The sequence below is a fragment of the Pseudonocardia sp. UM4_GMWB1 genome (assembly GCF_017312155.1).
Classification (GTDB): domain Bacteria; phylum Actinomycetota; class Actinomycetes; order Mycobacteriales; family Pseudonocardiaceae; genus Pseudonocardia; species Pseudonocardia alni.
This window is the reverse complement of the sequence record NZ_QJPN01000001.1, coordinates 2,595,669-2,615,956: the sequence shown is the minus strand read 5'-3', so window position 1 is coordinate 2,615,956 and position 20,288 is coordinate 2,595,669. Positions and strand designations below refer to the sequence as shown.

Below are 20,288 nucleotides of genomic sequence, written 5' to 3'. Positions count from 1 at the left end.
CCCGCCCGGCGACGGCCGGTAGCGTCCCCGCCATGCCCGAGTTCCACCACACCGACGTGCTCCCGCTCGGCCCGGACGACACCGAGTACCGCGAGCTCGACCTGCCCGCGGGAACCGTGACCGAGGCCGCGGGCCGCACCTTTCTCGAGGTCCCGCCCGAGACGATCACCGGACTGGTCCGCGCGGCCGTCACCGATATCCAGCACCTGCTGCGACCCTCGCACCTGAAGCAGCTGCGCGCCATCATCGACGACCCCGAGGCGTCCGGCAACGACCGGTTCGTCGCCACCGACCTGCTGCGCAACGCCTGCGTGTCCGCGGGCGGGGTGCTGCCGATGTGTCAGGACACCGGCACCGCGATCGTCGTCGGCAAGAAGACCGAGACCGTGCTGACCGGCGGCGACGACGAGGCCGCGGTGTCGCGCGGGGTCTTCGAGGCCTACCAGGAGCTGAACCTGCGCTACAGCCAGATGGCGCCGATCAGCTTCTGGGACGAGAAGAACACCGGCACCAACCTGCCCGCGCAGGTCGAGCTGTACGCCAAGCCGGGCCGGGACCCGTACTACGAGTTCCTGGTCATGGCCAAGGGCGGCGGCTCGGCCAACAAGACCTTCCTCTACCAGGAGACGAAGGCACTGCTGAACCCGAAGCGGCTCGCGGCGTTCCTGGACGAGAAGCTGCGCAGCCTCGGTACCGCGGCCTGCCCGCCGTACCACCTGGCGATCGTCGTCGGCGGCATGTCGGCGGAGTTCAACCTGAAGGTCGCCAAGCTGGCCTCGGCCCGCTACCTGGACAACCTGCCGACCGAGGGCTCGCCGCTCGGGCACGCCATCCGCGACACCGACCTGGAGCAGCAGGTCCTGGAGCTGACCCGCAACTTCGGGATCGGCGCCCAGTTCGGCGGCAAGTACTTCTGCCACGACGTGCGCGTCATCCGGCTGCCCCGGCACGGCGCCTCGCTGCCGGTCGGCGTCGCGGTGTCCTGCTCGGCGGACCGCCAGGCCAAGGCGAAGATCACCCCGTCCGGGGTCTACCTGGAGCAGCTGGAGCGCGACCCGGCCCAGTACCTGCCCGAGGCCACCGACGCCGACCTGTCCGACGAGGTCGTGCGGGTCGACCTGAACCGGCCGATGGACGAGATCCGCGCCCAGCTGTCGCAGCTGCCGGTGAAGACCCGGCTGTCGCTGACCGGGCCGCTGGTCGTCGCCCGCGACATCGCGCACGCCAAGATCGCCGAGCGGCTCGACGCCGGCGAGCCGATGCCGCAGTACCTCAAGGACCACGCCGTCTACTACGCCGGACCGGCCAAGACCCCCGAGGGCTACGCCTCGGGCTCCTTCGGTCCGACGACGGCCGGCCGGATGGACTCCTACGTCCAGCAGTTCCAGGAGGCCGGCGGGTCCCTGGTGATGCTGGCGAAGGGGAACCGGTCGAAGCAGGTCGTGGACTCCTGCGCCGCGAACGGCGGCTTCTACCTGGGCTCCATCGGCGGCCCGGCCGCCCGTCTGGCCCAGGACTGCATCCGCAAGGTCGACGTGCTCGAGTACCCCGAGCTCGGCATGGAGGCGGTCTGGAAGATCGAGGTCGAGGACTTCCCGGCGTTCGTCGTGATGGACGACAAGGGCAACGACTTTTTCGCCGACACCAGCGCCCCGACCCTGCAGGTCACCTTCCGCACCTGACCGCTGCGACGCCCCCCCCCGGGGTTGTGCCCGCGGCCCCCGTGCACGGCGCGCCGTGCCCCCAGGGGAACCCTCGTAGCGCTCTAAGCCACGAAGGTTCCCCTGGGGGCCACCCGGCGGGTGCCCGGCGACGGCACCGGGGGCTCCCGGGGGTGGGCGGGCGGGTCAGCGCAGGCGGCGGGGGCCCGCGTCGCGACGGTCGGGCACCGGGCCGATCGTCACCCGGGCCCCGGCCACGAACGCGCCCTGCGGCGAGGCCAGCACCGGGTCGAGGGCGAGCGAGCGGACCTGCGGCAGGTCCTCGACGAGCCGCCCGATCCGCAGCACGACGTCCTCCAGCGCGGCGAGGTCGACCGGGTCCGTGCCGCGGTAGCCGGTGAGCAGCGGCGCCGCGCGCGGGGCCCGCACCAGCCGGGCCGCGTCCTCGGTCGAGACCGGCAGGACCCGGTAGGCGCGGTCGTCGAGCAGCTCGGTCGCCATCCCGGACAGCCCGAACGCGACCAGCGACCCGAACGACGGGTCGTCGACGACCTCCACCGTGCACGACGTGCCCTTCGGGGCCATCCGCTGCACGTAGACCTCGTCGGACCCGGTCACCCGCGACAGCTCCGCGTGCGCGACGCGCAGGGCCTCCTCCGAGACCAGGTCCAGGCGCACCCCGACGAAGTCGCCGCGGTGCCGCCACTGGTCCGCGGTCGCCTTGATGACCACCGGGTAGCCGAGCTGCTCGGCGGCGGCGACGGCGTCGTCGGCGCCCTTGGCCCGCCGGAAGGTGATCACCTCCAGGCCGTAGCAGGCGAGCAGGTCGACGGCCTCGTCGTCGGTGAGGGTGTGCCGGCTGTCCGGCCCGAACGACGCGATGAGCTCCCGCGCGCGGTCGGCGTCGATGCCCTCGGGCACGACGAACTCCCCGACCGGGGTGTCACGCCACTGCGCGTAGCGGCTGACCCTGCCCAGCGCCGACGTGGCCCGCTCGGGGCTGGCGAAGCTCGGCACCGACCCGCGGCCGGGCGTGCCGTCGGCGCCGGGTACCGACAGCTCCGCCGGGATGCCCTCGGCGGCGAGGAACACCGCGATGACCGGGACCCCGGCACCGTCCGCGGCGCCGCGCAGGGCGTGCGCGTGGTCCCGGCCGGCCACCGCGACCGGCGGGACGAACACCGCGATGAGCGCGTCCGGGCGGGCGTCGCCGTCCAGGGTCGCGCGGACCGCGCCGGCGAACGCCTCCGGCGAGGCCTGGGTGCCGACGTCGACCGGGTCCCCCGCCAGCTCCAGGCCCTCGTCGAGCAGCCCGTCGAGGACCAGAAGGTTGACCGCGGTGGAGTTGCCGACGACCGCGACCCGGCGGCCCTTCGGCAGCGGCTGGTGGGCGATGAGCAGGGCGGTGTCGAACATCTGCGGCAGCGTCTGCACGCGGATGACGCCGGACTGCTCGAACAGCGCCTGCACGCTGGACTCGTCGATCGGCGCCCCGACCGAGGCCAGCGACGGCAGCGTCCCGGTGTGCCGGCCGGACTTCACCGCGATCACCGGCTTGGTGCGGGCCAGCCGGCGGGCGACCCGGGCGAACTTGCGCGGGTTGCCGAAGGTCTCCAGGTAGAGCAGCACCTGCTCGGTGCTCGGGTCGGTCTGCCAGTACTGCATCAGGTCGTTGCCGGACACGTCGGCGCGGTTACCCGCCGACACGAACGACGACAGGCCCAGCCCGCGGGTGCGGGCGTTGGCGAGGATGGCGCTGCCGAGCGCGCCGGACTGGCAGAAGAACCCGGTGCGCCCGTACCCGGGCATCCACGGGGCGAGGGTCGCGTTGAGCCGCACCGACGGGTCGGGGTTGGCGACGCCGAGTGCGTTCGGCCCGACCACCCGCATCCCGTGCGCCCGCGCCTCGGCGACCAGCCTGCGCTCGGCGACGGTGCCGCCGTCGTCGCCGGCGTCGGCGAAGCCGGAGCTGATCACGACCAGCACCTTCACGCCCTTGGCCAGGCAGGAGTCCATGACCTCGTCGATGTTCGCGGCCGGGACGGCGACGACCGCGAGGTCCACCTCGTCCGGGATGTCGATCACCGACGGGTAGGCGCGCACGCCCCGCACCGAGCGGGCGTCGGGGTTGACCGGGTAGACGGGGCCGGTGAACCCGGCGCGCAGCAGGTTCAGCAGGACGGCGTGGCCGATCTTGGTCTCGTCCGCGGACGCACCGATCACCGCCACCGAGGTCGGGTGCAGCAGGTTCGCGACGCTGCGGGCCTCGGCGGCCTGCTCGCGCGAGTAGCGGACCGCGATCGACTTCTCGGTGGGGTCGATGTCGAACTCGAGGTGCAGGACACCCTCGGCGAAGGCTCGTGTGACGCCGTAGCCGGCCTCACGGAACACCCGCACCATGGCGTGGTTCTCCACCAGCACCTCGGCCTCGAACCGGGACAGCCCGTTCTCCCGGGCCGCGGCGGCGAGGTGCTCGAGCAGGATCGAGCCGAGGCCGCGGGACTGGTGGTCGTCGCGGACGACGAACGCGACCTCCGCGGAGGTGACCGGCTTGTCGGTGCCCGCTCCCTCCTGGGCGGCCGCCCCGCCGCCGGGGGTCAGCCCCTCGTAGCGGCCGACCGCGATGATCTCGTCGCCGAGCAGCGCCAGGAACGCGACCCGGGTCCGGTGGTCGACGACGGTGAACCGCTCCAGGTCCCGCGCCGAGATCCGCGGGTACGGGCCGAAGTAACGCAGGTAGCGGGTGCGGTCGGACAGCTTGGAGTGGAAGGCGAGCAGCGCGTCGGCGTCGCCGGGCAGGATCGGGCGCAGGTGCACGATCCCGCCGTCGGAGGCGACGACGTCGGCCTCCCAGTGCCGCGGGTAGGGGTGCCCGGGGGCGCCGGCCGGGGTCTCGCCGGTCTTCTCGGTCATGGTCGGTCTCAGTCCCGCGGGTCGTCGGGGTCGAGGCCGTGCAGCGGGAACACCGCACGACGGGTCTCCAGGATCGCCGAGTCGACGCGCTCGCCGAACGAGCCGCCCCACCGCTCGAACGCCGGGTCGGCCCCGTCGGACATCGAGACCGGCAGCGGCGAACGGGTCCGGGTCGCCGCGAGCGCGGTCCAGTCCGCGGGGATGGAGGTGTCCCGGTCCAGGTCGCGGTCCAGGGCGACGGCCATCAGGTGCGTCCACGAGCGCGGGACCACCCGGTAGAGCGCGTACCCGCCGCCGCCGAGCACCAGCCACTTGCCGCCTGCGGTGGTCTCGGCCATCTCGCGCAACGCGTGGTAGATGGCCCGGTGGCCGTCGACAGACAGCTCCAGGTTCGCCAGCGGGTCCTCGGAGTGGGTGTCCGCGCCGCACTCGGTGACCAGCACCTGCGGACGGAACGACTCCAGCAGCGACGGGACGACGCCGTGGAAGGCCCGCAGCCAGCCCGCGTCGCCGGTGCCGGGGGGCAGCGAGACGTTGACGGCGTAGCCCTCGCCGGCACCGCGGCCGATCTCCCCCGCCCAGCCGGTGCCCGGCCACAGCGTGAGCGGGTGCTGGTGCAGCGAGATCGTCAGCACCCGGGGGTCGTCGTAGAAGCAGTCCTGCACGCCGTCGCCGTGGTGGACGTCGACGTCGACGTAGGCGATGCGCTCGTAGCCCTGCTCCAGCAGCCAGGCGATCGCGACCGAACAGTCGTTGTAGACGCAGAAGCCCGCGGCGCGGTCACGCATCGCGTGGTGCAGCCCGCCCGCCATGTTCACCGCGCGGTCCGCGCGGCCTTCGGCGATCTCCCGGGCGGCGGCGACCGAGCCGCCCGCGATCAGCGCGGACGCCTCGTGCATGCCGAAGAAGATCGGGTTGTCGGCGGTGCCCAGCCCGTGGCCGACGCCGAACGGCGCCTCCGGCGCGGACTTCACCGCGGTCTGGAAGCCGGGGGTGTGCACCCGGGTCAGATCCACCTCGCCCGCCGGCTCCGGGACGACCGGGTCGACGCCGTCGAGCACCCCCAGCCCGCGGGACAGCTCCATCATCAGCTCCAGCCGCACCGGGTTGAGGGGGTGGTCGTCGGACAGCTGGTAGGTCAGGAACTCCGGAGTCCACACCACCGACGTGCGAGCGCTCATGGGCCGGAACCGTATGCCAGGCCGGCGGGCGCGGTCACTCCCGCGCGGCCCACGGCCGGTCCCCGGTCTCGGCCGGCCGGTCCGGGTCGGCGCTCCACTCCGACCACGACCCGGGGTACAGCGCGGCCGGGGCGTCCGGCGTGGTGAGGCCGGACTCCTCCAGCGCGAGCACCAGGGCGCAGGCGTTGACGCCGGACCCGCAGTAGGCGCCGGTCGCGACACCGGGTGCGACGCCGGCGGCGCGGAAGCGCTCCGCCAGCGTGCCGGCGGGCTGCCAGCGCCCGCCCGGGCCGGTGTTCGCCGCGGCCGGGGTGCTGCGGGCACCGGGGACGTGCCCGGCGCGCGGGTCGACCGGCTCGGTCTCACCGCGGAAGCGGGCGGCGGCGCGGGCGTCGAGGAGCACGCCGTCGCGGGCCAGCGCGGCGGCCCCGTCGGCGTCGACGACGGGCATCCCGCCGGGCCGGACCACCAGATCGCCGGGCGGCAGGGGCTCCGGTTCCGGCGTCCCGGCACCCGGGCCGGTGCCGGCCACCGGCAGCCGCGCGGCCTGCCAGCCGGCGAACCCGCCGTCGAGCACCCGGACCCGGCCGGGCGCCACGCCGGCCCAGCGCAGCAGCCACCAGGCGCGCGCGGCGACCGAGCCGTCGAGGTCGTCGTAGGCGACGACGAGCTGGTCGCCGGCCTCGTCCCGGATCCCGGCCCGGCGCAGGACCTCCTGCAGCGCAGCGGGTTCCGGCAACGGGTGGCGCCCGCCGGGGCCGGGGCGCGCGGGGCCCGCGGACAGCTCGGTGTCGAGGTCGACGAACACCGCACCGGGGACCCGGTGGGCCCCGTGGTCCGCGCGGCCGGGCGGGCCGGCCAGACGCCACCGGACATCGAGCACCACGGGCCGCACGGTGCCGGCGGCCGGGGCGGGCCCCAGCAGGCCGGCGAGTTCCGAAGGGGGGATCATGGATCCGGACACGGCGCCCATCCTGCCCCGGACGGGCTCGCCGTGCGCGGGAGCCGCGCTGGGTAGACTGGACGTCGAACGAAGGGGCCCCACGTGAACGACCTCATCGACACCACGGAGATGTACCTCCGCACCATCTACGAACTCGAGGAGGAAGGCGTCGTCCCGCTGCGCGCGCGGATCGCCGAACGCCTCGGACAGAGCGGGCCGACCGTCAGCCAGACGGTGGCCCGTATGGAACGCGACGGACTCGTCGTCGTGGCCGGGGACCGCCACCTCGAGCTGACCGACGAGGGCCGCGGCCGCGCCGTCGCCGTCATGCGCAAGCACCGCCTCGCCGAGCGGCTGCTGATCGACGTGATCGGGCTCGAGTGGGAGCTCGTCCACGCCGAGGCGTGCCGCTGGGAGCACGTGATGAGCGAGGACGTCGAGCGCAAGCTGCTCCGCCTGCTCGACAAGCCGACCGTGTCGCCCTACGGCAACCCGATCCCGGGTCTGGAGGAGCTGGAGCGCGGGGACGACGCGTCGACGTCGTCGTCGGTGCCGCCCACGCTCGAGGTCGGCCTGCAGCGGCTCGACGAGCTGGCCCGCCGCGGTGGCGGTCGCGTCGAGATCAGGCGGATCGCCGAGCACGTGCAGCTGGACTCCGACCTGATGGGCGAGCTGAAGCTCGCGGGGATCGTGCCCGGCAACGTGATCGACGTCGGCCCGATCTCCCGCTTCGGCGACCCGGTGCCGGTGAGCTCGGACGACGAGAAGTCGACCGTCGCTCCGCCGGTCGCGCACGCCGTGCTCGTCCGCGCCGTCTGAGGAGGATCCGCACACGTGAAGCTGCTCGTCACCGGCGGCGCGGGCTACGTGGGCAGCGTGTGCGCCGCACACCTGCTCGACGCCGGCCACGAGGTCGTCGTGCTCGACGACCTGTCCACCGGCCACCGCGACGCCGTGCCCGCGGGCGCGGAGTTCGTCGAGGGTGAGCTCGGTACCCGCGCCGGGGAGGTCCTGGGCCGCGGCGGGTTCGACGGCGTGCTGCACTACGCCGCCCGCTCGCTGGTCGGGGAGTCCGTCGAGAAACCCGAGAAGTACTGGGACGGCAATGTCGTGGCCTCGTTCCGGCTGCTCGAGGCGGTCCGGGAGCACGCGGTACCGCGGCTGGTGTTCTCCTCCACCGCCGCCACCTACGGCGAGCCGGAGCAGGTCCCGATCCCGGAGACCGCGCCGACCCGGCCGACCAACCCCTACGGGGCGAGCAAGCTCGCGATCGACCACATGATCACCTCCTACGCGACGGCGCACGGCCTGGCCGCGACGAGCCTGCGGTACTTCAACGTGGCCGGGGCGCACCTGTCCGGTGACACCCCGCTCGGGGAGCGGCACGCGGTCGAGACCCACCTGATCCCGCTGGTCCTGCAGGTCGCCGCGGGCACCCGCGAGTCGATCTCGGTCTACGGCGACGACTGGCCCACCCCCGACGGCTCCTGCGTGCGCGACTACATCCACGTCGACGACCTCGCCGAGGCCCACCTGCTCGCGCTGACCCACGCCGTCGCGGGGCGGCACGACATCTACAACCTCGGCAGCGGTCACGGGTTCTCCGTGCTCGAGGTGGTCGAGGCCTGCCGCACGGTGACCGGGCACCCGATCCCGGCCGTCGTCGCGCCGCGCCGCGCCGGTGACCCCGCGGTGCTGGTGGCCTCGAGCGAGCAGGCCGCGCAGCAGCTGGGCTGGAAGCCGTCGCGGACCGCGATCGCCGAGATCGTCGGCGACGCCTGGGAGTTCGCCCGGTCCCGCTGAACCTGCGCGGCCCGGGGCCGGCTCACCGGGCGGCCGTCTCGTCGGGAGCGTCCGGGTCGAGCATCGCGGTGAGCAGCCGCCGCAGCCCGCCCGGGCCCGCCCACCGTGCGGCGGGTGAGCGCGGGTCGCGGGTGCCGTGCAGGCTCGCCGCCACCACCCCGGCGAGGACGTGGTCGGGCCGTTCGGCCAGCGCCCGCTCCGTCGCCCCGGTCGCGAGCGCACCGTCGCCGCGCAGCAGGGCGCACACCGCGAGCAGGGCCAGCGGGTGCGCCCGCTGCGGTGACGGCAGGGCCGCGACCAGCACCGCCCACAGCTGCTCGGCGTCCGCCGCGCGGCGACCCAGGCAGCGGCGCAGCGCCTCGTCGCGCACGTCGCCGACGTCGAGGGCGCCGCACAGGGCCAGCGCCAGCCGGTCGTCGACGACGAGCCGGCTCGCCGCGGCCTCGTCCAGGCAGGCGTCGAGCAGGGCGGTGCCGGTCGCGACACACACCCGGGCCGGTGCGGCGCCGGTGTCGCGCAACCGGGCCCGGCGGCGACGGATGGCGGCGTCGGAGTCGAGCGGGGCGAGCACCGCGTCGCGGTCGGGCAGGACGGCCCGGCCGTCGCGGACCGCGGCCGTGACCCCGAGCGTGGTCGACGCGGCATCGGGCAGCAGCCCGCCGCAGGTGCAGGGCAGGTCGAAGCAGCCCCACCGGTCCCCCGCCCGGGTACCGGTCGCCCAGAGGGCCGCGATCGGCTCGATCCCGGCGTCGAGCAGCGCCCGCCGCGCGGCGGCCCCCACGTCCCGGCGGCTCCGGCGGGGCCCCGGGCCGGCGGGGCCCGGGTCGCGCACGACGAGCGCCAGTGCCCGGGCGGGCTGTTCCCCGGCGAGCACCCCGACCGCCTCCCGGCACACCCGGCGGGCCGACCCCGACGAGCGCGGCAGGTCGACCCGCACCGTGAGCCCGAGCCGGTCGTGGAGGTGCGGCCCGGTGACCGAGACGAGCACCAGTGACTCCCGGGGGTGGAAGCCGAGCAGCACCGGCACCGCGGCGATCAGCTCGGCGGGCCGGTCGAGCCGCAGACCGGGACCGGACTCGGTGTCGGGGGGCCACCCGGTGGCGGGCAGGTCCTCCGCCCCCGACGACGGGCCGGGGCCGGGGCCGGGGAGGGGGTCGGGCTGAGGGCAGGCGGTCATGCTGCCACGGTCGTCGCGGGCCGGGACGTGCGGAACGCCGTCACCCGACCGGCTGTGGACGGTCCCGCCTCACACCCCTTGCCGAGGGGGTGTCGTGGATGGTTTCCCCCCGCGCCGGGGCAGTCGCCTGCGCCACGCGGTGAACGAGGTGACCGGACCGGCGTGCGGGCGGTACAGCCACGGCCAGGGGTGCACCACGACCGGGCGGACGGCGGCGGAGCGCGTGACGAACCCGGGGACCGGGGCGTGGGTGACCGCGACGGGCGTGCCGTCGAGCTCGGCGGCGACGACGCCGCGGCGCACCAGCACGGCACGGCGTTCGCCCAGGTCGGCGAGGGTCTGCGCGAGGAAGACCAGCCGTTTGCCGGACAGCCGCAGCCGGCGCAGCAGCGGCTCGTCGAACACGAACACCGCGGGCAGTTCCGGGTGGGCGTCGAGGGCGGGGTCGGCGTCGCCGAGCGACTCCGCCGTCAGCCACACCGCCTCCGGCTCGGCGCCGGTGGAGACCGGGGCTGCCGGCCCCCCGGTCGTCTCCGGGTCGGGGTCCGAGCGCAGCCGCGGGTCGTGCTCGGGGGCCGGGCGCGACGGCGGATCGGCGGGCCAGTGCTCGATCGGGCAGGCGTCGGACAGCGCGCAGCTCCCGCACAGCTGCGGGGCGCGCTTGCGGACCTGCCAGCGGGAGAAGCCGTAGGGCTTGCCGGTGCCGGCGCCGACGGTCCACTGCCAGCCGAGCCGGTTCGCCGCGCGCGAGCCGTCGAGCAGGTGGGCGAAGAACTCGCTCTCCCCGCCCGCCCACTCGTGCCCGGCGCGCACGGTCCACTGCGAGGACAGCCACATGCGGGTCTGGTTCACCAGCCAGCCGTCGGTGTGCAGCTCGGTGAGGCAGGCGTCGACGCAGGCCATCTCGGCGGGCCACGGCTCGTCCCATCCCTGTTCGGCGCGGGCCGGGGCCGCGCGCAACGCGGAGCGGGTGCGGGTGCCGAGCCGGGCGTAGAGGTGGCGGGCGTACTCCTGCCAGCACAGCTCGTCGCGGAACTTGGCGCGGTCGCGCGGCGGGGCGTCGGCGGCGGCGTCCCAGGCGGTCGGCAGGTCGACCAGCCCGTGCCGGATCCACGGCGACAGCGCCGTCGCACCGCGCCGCGACACCGGCAGCACCTCGTTGCGCCGCTTCGCATAGCCGGTCAGGTCCAGCGCCGCGACGGCGGCGTCGGCCGCGGTCTGCCCGCCCCGGAACGCTCCGGAGGCGACGGGCTCGTCGCGGCAGAGGTCACCGAGGTGCTCGCGCACCCAGTCGGTCGCGGTGTCCGGGTGGGGTGTGGGCAGCTGCACCGGAGAAGTCTGCGGCGCCCCGGCCCACCGCGCGCGTCGACCTGCACGAATGTTCTGCACCCGTTCTGTGTGCACCGCGGGCGGGGGACGGTAGGAACGTCCCATGCACGTGTATCTGGGCGTCGACATCGGTACGTCGGGTTCGAAGGGCGTCCTCGTCGACGCCCGCGGCCGGGTGCTGGCCCGGGCCGACCGGGCGCACGAGACCGCACAGCCGCTGCCCGGCCACGTGGAGCACGACGCCGAGGCCGTCTGGTGGGGTGACTTCGTCGCGGTCGTGCGGGAACTGCTGCCCGCCCTCGACGACGGCGCCGAGCTCGCCGGCCTGGGGGTGTCGGGGATCGGGCCGACCCTGCTCCCCGCCGACGGCGACGGCCGCCCGCTGCGCCCGGCGATCCTCTACGGCGTCGACACCCGCGCCGGCACCGAGATCGACGAGCTGAACGCGGAGCTGGGCGAGGACGCGATCCTGGCCCGGGCCGGGACACCGCTGTCCTCGCAGGCGGTGGGGCCGAAGTGGCGGTGGCTGGCCCGGCACGAGCCGGAGGTGTTCGCCCGCACCGAGATGTTCCTGATGTGCTCGTCCTACCTGGTGCACCGGCTCACCGGCGAGTACGTGCTCGACCACCACTCGGCCAGCCAGTGCGACCCGATGTACGACCTGGCCGCCGCGGACTGGGCGCCCGACTGGGCCGAGCGCACCGCCCCGGGCATCACGCTGCCCCGGCTGCTGTGGCCGACCGAGGTCGCCGGGCGGGTGAGCGCGGCGGCGGCCGCCGCGACCGGGCTGCCGGAGGGGCTGCCGGTCACCGCCGGCACCGTCGACGCCTGGGCCGAGGCCACCAGCGCCGGCGTCACCGGCGCCGGGGAGGTCATGGTGATGTACGGGACGACGATGTTCCTCATCGAGGTCATCGACCGCCCGCACCCGCACCCGGCGATGTGGACGACCCGCGGGGCCGTACCGGGGTCGTTCACCCTGGCCGCGGGGATGGCGACCTCCGGGGCGATCACGAACTGGCTGCGCGACCTCACCGGGGAGGGGTTCACCGGGCTCGTCGCCGAGGCCGCGGAGGTGCCGCCGGGCAGCGGCGGGCTGCTGCTGCTCCCCTACTTCGCCGGGGAGCGGACCCCGCTGTTCGACCCGGACGCCCGCGGCGTGCTCGCCGGGCTGACCACCGGGCACACCCGCGGCGAGGTCTACCGGGCCGCGCTGGAGGGCATCGCGCACGGCGTCCGGCACAACCTGGAGGTCATGCGGTCCGCGGGCGGCGGCACGAAGCGCCTGGTCGCCGTCGGCGGCGGGGTGCAGGGCGGGCTGTGGACCCGGATCGTCACCGACGTGACCGGGGTCCCGCAGGACGTGCCGGAGCAGACCGTCGGCGCCGCGCTCGGCGACGCGTGGCTGGCCGCCGTCGCGACCGGGGCCGAGCCGCGGCTGCGCGACTGGAACCCGGTCGCCCGCACGGTCGAGCCGGACCCGGCGGCCCGCGAGGTCTACGACCGCTTCCACCCGCACTACCGCTCGCTCTACACCGCCACCCGGGAGACCGCGCACTTCCTCGCCGACGAACGGAGACGCTCCTACCGCGCGTGACACGCTGTTCACACCGGTGTGGTTGCCGCGCGGCGCGGCGGCCACCACGCTGTGCGGGTGAGTGCCGACGAGTCACCCGCCCACGACTACGACCTGCTGGTGATCGGCTCCGGTCCCGGTGGGCAGAAGGCCGCGATCGCCGCGGCGAAGCTCGGGAAGCGGGTGGCGATCGCCGACCGCGGCCACATGATGGGCGGAGTCTGCGTCAACACCGGCACCATCCCGTCGAAGACGCTGCGCGAGGCGGTGCTGTACCTGTCCGGGTTCAGCCAGCGCGAGATGTACGGCGCCAGCTACCGGGTCAAGTCCGAGATCACCGTCGACGACCTGCTGTGGCGGGACGGTGGACTACCTCGTCGACACCGTCCTGAACTACCCGACGCTGTCGGAGGCGTACAAGGTCGCCGCGTTGGACGCGACGAACAAGATCCGTGCGCTGGAGTCGGTCCAGAACTCCTGACTCAGGTGTAGCGGAACCCGTTCGCGTCGAGCCACGGCTTCGGGTTGATCTTGGTGCCGCCCGGGTCGACGACCTCGATGTGCAGGTGCGGGCCGGTGGACTGGCCGCGGTTGCCGACCTCGGCGATCTGCTGGCCCGCCGCCACCTTCTGGCCGACCGAGACCAGCGAGCGGTTGATGTGGCCGTAGACGGTGACCGTGCCGTCGGCGTGCCGGACCCGGACCCACATCCCGAACCCGCTGGCGGGGCCGGAGCTGATGACGGTGCCGGCGATCGGTACGTGGATCGGGGTGCCGATCGGGGCGGCGATGTCGAGCCCCATGTGCTTCGTGCCCCAGCGGGAACCGAAGCCCGAGGTGACCCGGCCGGTCACGATCGACACCGCACCGCCCGCGGAGGCGGACTGCAGCGCACCGGTGGCACCCGCGGCGCGGGCGGCCTCGACCGCCCGGGCGCGCTCCTCGGCGGCCTTGCGGACCTGGTCGACCGAGGCGGTGGCGGCCTGGACCGCGGAGGCGGCCCTGGCGCGGCCGGTGTCGGCGACGGCGACGGTGCGCGCGGCCGCCGAGGGGGCGGCGGCCGGGGCGGCCAGCGAGGCGATGGTGGCCGGGTCCGCGATCGGCGAGGCGGCGTCGTCCGCGGCGGCCCGCGGGGCGGGCACGGCGGCGGGGAGCGCGGCGTCCTGGTTCGACACCGACGACGATCCCGCCGTGTCGAACCAGGACGTCACGGTCGCGGACAGGTCGCCGGAGCCGACACCCGCGTGGGCGGTGGCGGCGATACCGCCCACCGCGACGACGGCGGCGGTGATCCGGGTCGAGGCCGCCCAGCGCGAGCCGTCCTCGGCCCGGGCGTCACGGGCGCGCCGGACGTGCGGACCTGCGGGGAACGAGCCGACCGGGACCCCGATCCCGGCCACCGCGAACTGCGGGGCCAGGAGCGCGAGGCTCGCCTGCCGGCTCCGGGGGGAGCGATGCCGTGCCACGACCCTTCCTTCCGGATCCCGGAACGGCGGACAACCCGTGGGGAGCGGGCGGCCCCCTGGGGAGGAGCCGCGTCCGGTTCGTGACCGTTCCGTGATCTGACATCGACGCTAGCCGGACGCACCGGACGGACAAACCCGATCGGGTGATCACGAGACCGACGGGACGTTGCGGGCGGTGAGCGGACGACGCCGGCCTCTCGCCCCGGCCACCTGCCGTTCACCGTGGCGTCGGTCCGGCCGATCCACCTCGGACAGGGCCCTGAGCTGGGCTTTCCGTCGACCGCGCGCCGCGGCCGAGTGGTCGTGGCCGGGGGCGTCGCGGTCCACCCCCTCACCCACAGTGAGGGCGTGTGCGCGGCGGCTCCCCGACGCGCGCTCCGCGGACGCGGCCGGGCCGGGACCCGTTCGGCGCACCTCGTCGTCGACGGCGCGTGCACCCGCTCACCCGGTGCCCGGATTGCCGCCACGGTGCCGCGGGGGTTGTCTGGACGGGTGCGCCGCCTCCTGGTCCCCCTGCTGACGTGCGCGTTGCTGGTCGTCCTGGCGCCGGCGGCCCTCGCCGACCCGGCACCGGCCACCGCGGCCGCCGCCCCCGTCCGGTACGTCGCGCTCGGTGACTCCTACGCCGCGGGCGTCGGGGCCCGGCCGGACCCGGCCACCGGCGACTGCCGGCGCAGCACCGCGTCCTACCCGGCACTGTGGGCGGCCCGGCACGACCCGGCGTCGTTCGTCAGCGTCGCGTGCAGCGGCGCCACCAGCGGCGAGGTGATCGCCCGGCAGGTGCGCACCGTCTCCGCCGACACCACCCTGGTGACGATCACCGTCGGCGGCAACGACACCGGGTTCGGTCCGGTCCTGGCCGCCTGCAGCACCGCCCGCGACGACGAGACCTGCCTGCGCGCCGTCCGGGGCGGGGAGCGTGCCGCCCGCTGGGTCGCGCCCGGCGGGCTGATCTCGACCATCGTCGGGGTCCGGCTGCAGGCCCCCGGCGCGACGATCCTGGTCCTGGGCTACCCGCGGCTGTTCGAGCCGGGCGCCGACTGCGACGTCCCCGGCGTCCCGAACGCCGTCCGCCGGGAGGCGTTGAACCGGGCCGCCGACACCCTCGACGCCGCCCTGGCCGACGCGGCAGGGCGGTTCCGGGGCCGGTTCGTCGACGTCCGTGCCGCGTTCGCCGGGCACGGGATCTGCTCCGCCGACCCGTGGATCACGCCCCCGCCCGCGTCGGCCCCGGCGGTCTACCACCCGACCGCCCAGGGCTACCGCGACGGCTACCTGCCCGCGTTCGAGGCGGCCGTCACCCTCCCCTGACCACCAGGTCCTCGCCCGCTCGTCCCCCGGCGGACACCCGCTCGACATCGGCCGGACCGGCCACGCCACGATGGTTCCCAGGCACCGCCCCCGATCCTGAGGACCCACCTCGTGCGACGCCTGCCCGGAACCCTCCTCGTCCCCACCGCCCTCCTCGCGACGGCCACGTCCGCCCTCGCCGACTCCGACCGTCCCCGGCCCGGTCCGGAGGTCGTCGCGCACCGCGGCGCCTCCGCCGACGCCCCGGAGAACACCCTCGCCGCCGCCGACGAGGCGCTGGCCCAGCGGGCCGACGCCGTCGAGGTCGACGTCCAGCGCACCGCGGACGGTCACCTCGTGCTCGTCCACGACGCCACGCTGGCCCGCACCACCGACGTCGCACAGGTCTTCCCCACCCGCGCCATCGCACCGGTCGGCGCGTTCACCCTCGCCGAGCTGCGCCGTCTCGACGCCGGGTCGTGGTTCTCCCCCGCCTCCGCCGGGGAGCGCATCCCCACCCTCGGGGAGTTCACCGACCGGCTCCGCGGTCGCGCGGACCTGCTGGTCGAGCTGAAGGGCCCGGCGCGGTACCCGGGAATGGAGAAGGAGGTCGCCTACGAGCTCGACGGCCGGCGCGGGGTCGTCGTGCAGTCCTTCGACCACGACGTGATGCGCAGCTTCGCCGAGGCCGCCCCGGAGGTCCCGGCCGGATGGCTGTTCGACGGGCGCCCGACCGCGGCGCAGCTCGACGACGCCGCCGCCCACGGGGTCACCCAGATCAACCCGTCGTTCGAGGTCGTCGACGCCGCGCTGGTCGCCGAGGTCGCGGCGCGCGGGATGCAGACCGGGACGTACACGGTCGACGACCCCGACGACATGCGGCGGATCGCGGCCACCGGGGTGGACCGGATCATCACCGACCGGCCCGCGGTGCTGCGGACGGTCCTCGCAGGCTGACGCGATCCGCGTCCGCGCCGCCGACCCACCGCCGACATCCACCTCACACCACGCGCCCTAGACTTCCCCTCGCGGCGCGGGCACCTTCCCGGCCGGTGAGTGGAGGATCGGGGATGACGGCTGTACGGCGGCCAGGACTGCTCGTCCCGGCGGCACTGGCCCTGCTCCTGGTGGCGGGCTGCGGCAGCTCGCTGGCGACCCAGCCGGGTTCGTCGTCCCGCACGGTCGTCACGACCCAGAACCGCCCGTCCAGCCCTTTCTGCGACGCCGTCGAGGCGAGCCGCACCGCCACCCAGCCGTTCAGCGGGGTGGGCATCGGCCGCTCGATCTCCGATGTCGGCGAGGTCACCGCGAACGTCCGGCAGGCCAACCAGCAGGTCACGTCGCTCGCGCCGCAGGAGATCCGCGCGGACTTCGAGCGGGTGGACCAGCTCGTCGAGCGTCAGCTCGACCTGCTGGAGGCCAACGGCGGGGACACCCTCGCCGTCGCCCGTGACCCGGAGATCGCGCAGGACCGGGCGGACCCGGACTACCAGGCCGCGTCGCAGCGGATCCGGGACTACGTGCGGTCGACCTGCGCCTGACCGTCGACGACGACCGGTGCGGTCCGCCGCCACCCCAGGTAGCGGTCGGCCTCGACCAGCAGGGCCCCGCCCAGCCACATCGCGACGACCGCGTCGTCGCCGAGGCCGAACACGGTCAGGAACGCCTCGGGCACCAGGTCGACCGGCGACACCAGGTAGGCCAGGGCCATCAGGAACAGCGCGACCCGGCCCTTGCCGAGGTGCGGGTAGGTGCCGCGCCAGGCGTCGCCGGCCATGGCGGGCAGCGCCCGGAACCGTTCGACGGGTCCGGGCTCGCCGGGGCGGCCGCGACGGGTGAGGGCACGGAAGAGTGTCGCGAACGCGGCCGTGCGGCCGGCGCGGCGGCCTGCGGTGGCACTCGCTGCAGTCATGTCCGGTCCAACGCACGGCACACCCCGGTCGTTCCCGGCGAAACGGTCACGTCACACCGGGGACGACCGGGGCGGGGTCAGTGCGAGGCGAGGTAGATGTCGCGCAGCACCCCGGCCTCGGTGCTCATCTCGGCCAGCCGCTGCTTGACGACGTCACCGATGCTGATCATCCCGACGAGCCGTCCGTCGTCGACGACGGGCAGGTGGCGGTGACGCCAGCGGTTCATCAGACCCATGGCCTCGGTGAGCGAGTCCTCCGGCGAACAGGTCACGACGTGCCGGGTCATGACGTCGGCGACGGTGAGATCCAGCAGGCCCGCGCCGTCGGTGGCGAGCCGGCGCACGATGTCGCGTTCGGAGACGATGCCGTCGACGCGTTCGCGACGGCCGTCGTCGGAGACGACGAGCGCGCCGATCGCCGGCGGACCGGCGAGCCGGGTCGCGGCCTCGGCGATGGTGTTCCACGACAACGCGGTGTGCACCGTGTCGCCCTTGATCCGCAGGATGTCCGACACCTTCATGGAACTCTCCCTTCGACGTCCCTATTGTTGCGCTTGCGCAGTAGTTGTGCAATGGCAAAGATTGATCGACGCATCGGTCAGCGCGGAGTAAAGATCGCCGGTGAGGGAGGTGGACGGGATGACCGACGCACACGGCCGAGATCGGGATCACCCGGACGGCGCGACGGTGGAGGCGGGCCTGGCGCTCGCGCGCGCGTTCACCGGCATCAGCGTGCGCGCGGTGGCGGCGGCCGGGGACGCCGTGACCGTGCCCCAGCTGCGGGTCCTCATGCTGATCGCGGACGCGGGGCGCACCAACGTCACCGCGGTCGGTCGTGAACTCGACGTCCACCCGTCGAACGCCACCCGGGTGCTCGTGCGTCTCGGGCGGGCCGGCCTGGTCGAACGCCGCCCCGACCCGGACGACCGGCGGCACCTGCTCGTCGAGCTCACCCCGGCCGGACGGGAGCTGATCCGCGAGGTCGACGCCCACCGTCGCGCCGCGGTCGCCGACCTGCTGGGCCGGGTCCCGCCCGAGCGACGAGTGGGCGCGGCCGACCTGCTGTCCGCGCTGGCCGACGCGGCCGCCCCGCCGACGCCCTAGGATCGGAGGGCGTGAGCGAGGACGCCCCGACCGACGTCGCATCCCTGCGGGCCGCCGTCGCGGCGGGGGCGCGCCCGCGGTTCGTCCCGTTCTGGGGTTCCGAGCCCGCCCCGGGCGACGTGCACGTGCTGAGCCAGTGGCATCCGTCGCCGTTCGTCGTCGACGGGGTCCGCTACGCCACCGCCGAGCACTGGATGATGGCGGCCAAGGCCCGTACCTTCGGCGACGACGACGCGCTGGACCGCGTCCTGTCCGACGACGACCCGGACACCGCCAAGCGGGCCGGGCGCGAGGTCCGGGGCTTCGACTCGCAGGTGTGGGCCGCGCGCCGGGTCGAGGTCGTCGTCGAGGGCAACCGGGCGAAGTTCCGCTCCGCCGAGCGGCTCACCGCGGCCCTGCTGGGCACCGGAGACGCGGTGCTCGTCGAGGCCTCCCCCGTCGACCGGATCTGGGGCATCGGCCTGGCCGCCGACGACCCCGACCTCGGCGCGCCGGACCGCTGGCCCGGCCGGAACCTGCTGGGCTTCGCCCTGATGCGGGTGCGCGCCGGGCTCGGGAGCCACTGACCCCGACCGGCCCGGGTCAGACCGCCCCGGGGTACCGGGAGCGGCGCGGACGGCGGGCCCGGCGCGCCACCAGCACCGCCCCCACCCCGGTCGCGACGGCGCCGCCGACGTAGGGCACGGCGGCCCGGGCGATCTCCCCCGCCCGTCCGACGAGCGCCGCACGCCGCGCCGCGAGACCCGCGCCGAGCCGGTCCAGGCTCGCCCGCAGCTCGCGCGCGGCGTCGACGACCTGGTCGTCGCGGCCGTCGGACCGCGCGGAGAGCCGGTCCCGCAGCTGCGCCGCGGAGACATCGCTGAGGTCGACCTCCTCGGCCGTGTCCTCCGGTACCTCGCCGGCCCGGCCGGCCCCTGCGTCGTGACGCCCCACGACTCCCCCTCACATCCGGCGGACCGCCCGCCGGCCCGCCGGGACAGTGAACCCGCCACGGGCCGCTCCGCGCACCCTCAGGACATTCTCAGACCATCACCGTTGCAACGTAGAGCAGTCGCGATATATCGTGATGGCACACGAGCCGATCGACAAGGAGGCTCACGACGAGAGGACCACACCTCATGACCACGCGCGACATGTTCCGGAGCCCCTTCGGGCCCCGCATCCACCGACACCCCCGGGGCCACCGCGGCGCCGGGTTCCCCTGCGGCCCGGAGGAGGCAGCCATGCACGACACCCCCGACGTCCACGGCGACGACCGTGACGACCCCCGCGACGAGGGCGGACCCGGCCACCGCCACGGTCGCGCCCACCGCCGCGGACGCGGGCCCGGCGGCCGGGCCTTCGGTCCCGGCCGCGGGTTCGGCCCCGGAGGCCCGTTCGGTCCCGGAGGCTTCGGCCCGGGCGGGTTCGGTCCCGGCGGGTTCGGCCCGGGCGGGTTCGGCCCCGGCGGGCCCCGCGGCCGGCGCGGCAAGCGTGCCCGCGGCGACGTGCGCACCGCGGTGCTCGCGGTCGTCGCCGACGGCCCGCGGCACGGCTACGAGATCATCCAGGAGATCACCGGCCGCTCCGGTGGGCAGTGGAAGCCGAGCCCCGGCTCGGTGTACCCGATGCTGTCCCAGCTGGAGGACGAGGGCCTGGTCCGGTCCGAGCAGACCGAGGGCCGTCGGGTCGTCCACCTGACCGAGGAGGGCACCCGGCACGTCGAGGAGCACCGCGCCGAGCTCGACGCGGTGTGGGCGCCCTTCGCCGAGGACGCCGAGGCCGCCGAGTCGGACCCGGCGACCGGCCTGGTCACCGAGCTCGGCCGGCTCGCCGCCGCCGCGCGGCAGGTCGCCGAGGCCGGCTCCGAGGCGCAGGTGGCGTCGGCGACCGAGGCGCTGACCGAGGCCCGCAAGGCGCTGTACCGGCTGCTGGCCGAGTGAGGCTCGCCGAG

At 75.3% G+C, this 20,288-nt stretch carries 19 protein-coding genes and 1 pseudogene; 11 read left to right on the top strand and 9 right to left on the bottom strand.

Going from position 1 to position 20,288, the window contains the following annotated elements:
* The first annotated feature begins 32 nt into the window (after positions 1-32).
* Positions 33-1,682, top strand: coding sequence for a fumarate hydratase (locus DMP15_RS12705; protein WP_073574184.1), 1,650 nt, complete (start codon positions 33-35; stop codon positions 1,680-1,682).
* A 165-nt stretch (positions 1,683-1,847) separates the two neighbouring features.
* Here the strand turns inward: DMP15_RS12705 and DMP15_RS12700 are convergent, their stop codons facing one another.
* From DMP15_RS12700 to DMP15_RS12690, 3 genes are read right to left on the bottom strand one after another with little or no spacing between them, the layout of a single operon-like run.
* Positions 1,848-4,574 (bottom strand): bifunctional acetate--CoA ligase family protein/GNAT family N-acetyltransferase, encoded by a 2,727-nt coding sequence (locus tag DMP15_RS12700; RefSeq protein WP_337825928.1) that lies wholly within the window; start codon positions 4,572-4,574, stop codon positions 1,848-1,850.
* Between the two features lie 8 nt (positions 4,575-4,582).
* Positions 4,583-5,755: an acetoin utilization protein AcuC gene (locus DMP15_RS12695; RefSeq protein WP_100878071.1), complete on the bottom strand. Its 1,173-nt coding sequence runs from the start codon at positions 5,753-5,755 to the stop codon at positions 4,583-4,585.
* Between the two features lie 34 nt (positions 5,756-5,789).
* Complete coding sequence (locus tag DMP15_RS12690) at positions 5,790-6,707, bottom strand: sulfurtransferase (protein ID WP_083658063.1); 918 nt, start codon at positions 6,705-6,707, stop codon at positions 5,790-5,792.
* Positions 6,708-6,800: 93 nt separating this feature from the next.
* Here DMP15_RS12690 and DMP15_RS12685 point away from each other — a divergent pair, with 93 nt between their 5' ends.
* Positions 6,801-7,517, top strand: coding sequence for a metal-dependent transcriptional regulator (locus DMP15_RS12685; RefSeq protein WP_073574187.1), 717 nt, complete (start codon positions 6,801-6,803; stop codon positions 7,515-7,517).
* Between the two features lie 15 nt (positions 7,518-7,532).
* Positions 7,533-8,501: a UDP-glucose 4-epimerase GalE gene (gene galE, locus DMP15_RS12680; protein WP_073574188.1), complete on the top strand. Its 969-nt coding sequence runs from the start codon at positions 7,533-7,535 to the stop codon at positions 8,499-8,501.
* Positions 8,502-8,523: 22 nt separating this feature from the next.
* Here galE and DMP15_RS12675 read toward each other — a convergent pair whose 3' ends face one another.
* Positions 8,524-9,678: a DUF4192 domain-containing protein gene (locus DMP15_RS12675; protein WP_100878072.1), complete on the bottom strand. Its 1,155-nt coding sequence runs from the start codon at positions 9,676-9,678 to the stop codon at positions 8,524-8,526.
* 69 nt (positions 9,679-9,747) lie between these two features.
* Entirely contained in the window at positions 9,748-11,007 is a 1,260-nt protein-coding gene (locus DMP15_RS12670) for an FAD-binding domain-containing protein (protein WP_073574190.1), read from the bottom strand.
* Positions 11,008-11,110: 103 nt separating this feature from the next.
* Here DMP15_RS12670 and DMP15_RS12665 point away from each other — a divergent pair, with 103 nt between their 5' ends.
* Positions 11,111-12,604: an FGGY-family carbohydrate kinase gene (locus DMP15_RS12665; protein ID WP_073574191.1), complete on the top strand. Its 1,494-nt coding sequence runs from the start codon at positions 11,111-11,113 to the stop codon at positions 12,602-12,604.
* Between the two features lie 57 nt (positions 12,605-12,661).
* Positions 12,662-12,943 (top strand): annotated as a pseudogene (locus DMP15_RS12660) (FAD-dependent oxidoreductase); the annotation flags it as partial.
* Positions 12,944-13,065: 122 nt separating this feature from the next.
* Here the strand turns inward: DMP15_RS12660 and DMP15_RS12655 are convergent.
* The gene (locus DMP15_RS12655) at positions 13,066-14,049 is read right to left on the bottom strand and encodes a M23 family metallopeptidase (protein ID WP_301548924.1); all 984 of its coding nucleotides are present in this window, start codon (positions 14,047-14,049) and stop codon (positions 13,066-13,068) included.
* A 492-nt stretch (positions 14,050-14,541) separates the two neighbouring features.
* On the opposite strand from DMP15_RS12655, the gene DMP15_RS12650 reads away from it, so the two are divergent.
* The 3 genes from DMP15_RS12650 to DMP15_RS12640 all read left to right on the top strand — a co-directional run bounded on the left by DMP15_RS12650 (position 14,542) and on the right by DMP15_RS12640 (position 16,880).
* A complete protein-coding gene (locus DMP15_RS12650) occupies positions 14,542-15,360 on the top strand; it encodes an SGNH/GDSL hydrolase family protein (protein WP_157818255.1) in 819 nt (272 codons plus the stop codon).
* A gap of 111 nt (positions 15,361-15,471) precedes the next feature.
* Positions 15,472-16,296, top strand: a complete 825-nt coding sequence (locus DMP15_RS12645) for a glycerophosphodiester phosphodiesterase (RefSeq protein WP_157818256.1) — start codon at positions 15,472-15,474, stop codon at positions 16,294-16,296.
* A gap of 113 nt (positions 16,297-16,409) precedes the next feature.
* Positions 16,410-16,880, top strand: coding sequence for a hypothetical protein (locus tag DMP15_RS12640; RefSeq protein ID WP_100878075.1), 471 nt, complete (start codon positions 16,410-16,412; stop codon positions 16,878-16,880).
* Here DMP15_RS12640 and DMP15_RS12635 read toward each other — a convergent pair.
* Both DMP15_RS12635 and DMP15_RS12630 read right to left on the bottom strand, forming a co-directional pair.
* Positions 16,856-17,251, bottom strand: a complete 396-nt coding sequence (locus tag DMP15_RS12635; RefSeq protein WP_073574195.1) for a YkvA family protein — start codon at positions 17,249-17,251, stop codon at positions 16,856-16,858. The genes DMP15_RS12640 and DMP15_RS12635 overlap by 25 nt on opposite strands.
* Before the next feature lie 77 nt (positions 17,252-17,328).
* Positions 17,329-17,772, bottom strand: coding sequence for a CBS domain-containing protein (locus DMP15_RS12630; protein WP_073574196.1), 444 nt, complete (start codon positions 17,770-17,772; stop codon positions 17,329-17,331).
* Positions 17,773-17,890: 118 nt separating this feature from the next.
* On the opposite strand from DMP15_RS12630, the gene DMP15_RS12625 reads away from it, so the two are divergent.
* Together DMP15_RS12625 and DMP15_RS12620 are read left to right on the top strand one after the other, a co-directional pair.
* A complete protein-coding gene (locus DMP15_RS12625) occupies positions 17,891-18,355 on the top strand; it encodes a MarR family transcriptional regulator (protein WP_157818257.1) in 465 nt (154 codons plus the stop codon).
* An 11-nt stretch (positions 18,356-18,366) separates the two neighbouring features.
* Positions 18,367-18,921 carry an NADAR family protein gene (locus DMP15_RS12620; RefSeq protein WP_073574197.1) on the top strand — a complete coding sequence of 185 codons (555 nt, stop codon included), beginning with the start codon at positions 18,367-18,369 and terminating at the stop codon, positions 18,919-18,921.
* Positions 18,922-18,937: 16 nt separating this feature from the next.
* Here the strand turns inward: DMP15_RS12620 and DMP15_RS12615 are convergent, their stop codons facing one another.
* Positions 18,938-19,288, bottom strand: a complete 351-nt coding sequence (locus tag DMP15_RS12615; RefSeq protein WP_073574198.1) for a hypothetical protein — start codon at positions 19,286-19,288, stop codon at positions 18,938-18,940.
* Between the two features lie 290 nt (positions 19,289-19,578).
* On the opposite strand from DMP15_RS12615, the gene DMP15_RS12610 reads away from it, so the two are divergent.
* Complete coding sequence (locus tag DMP15_RS12610) at positions 19,579-20,277, top strand: PadR family transcriptional regulator (RefSeq protein WP_100880540.1); 699 nt, start codon at positions 19,579-19,581, stop codon at positions 20,275-20,277.
* Positions 20,278-20,288 lie beyond the last annotated feature (11 nt).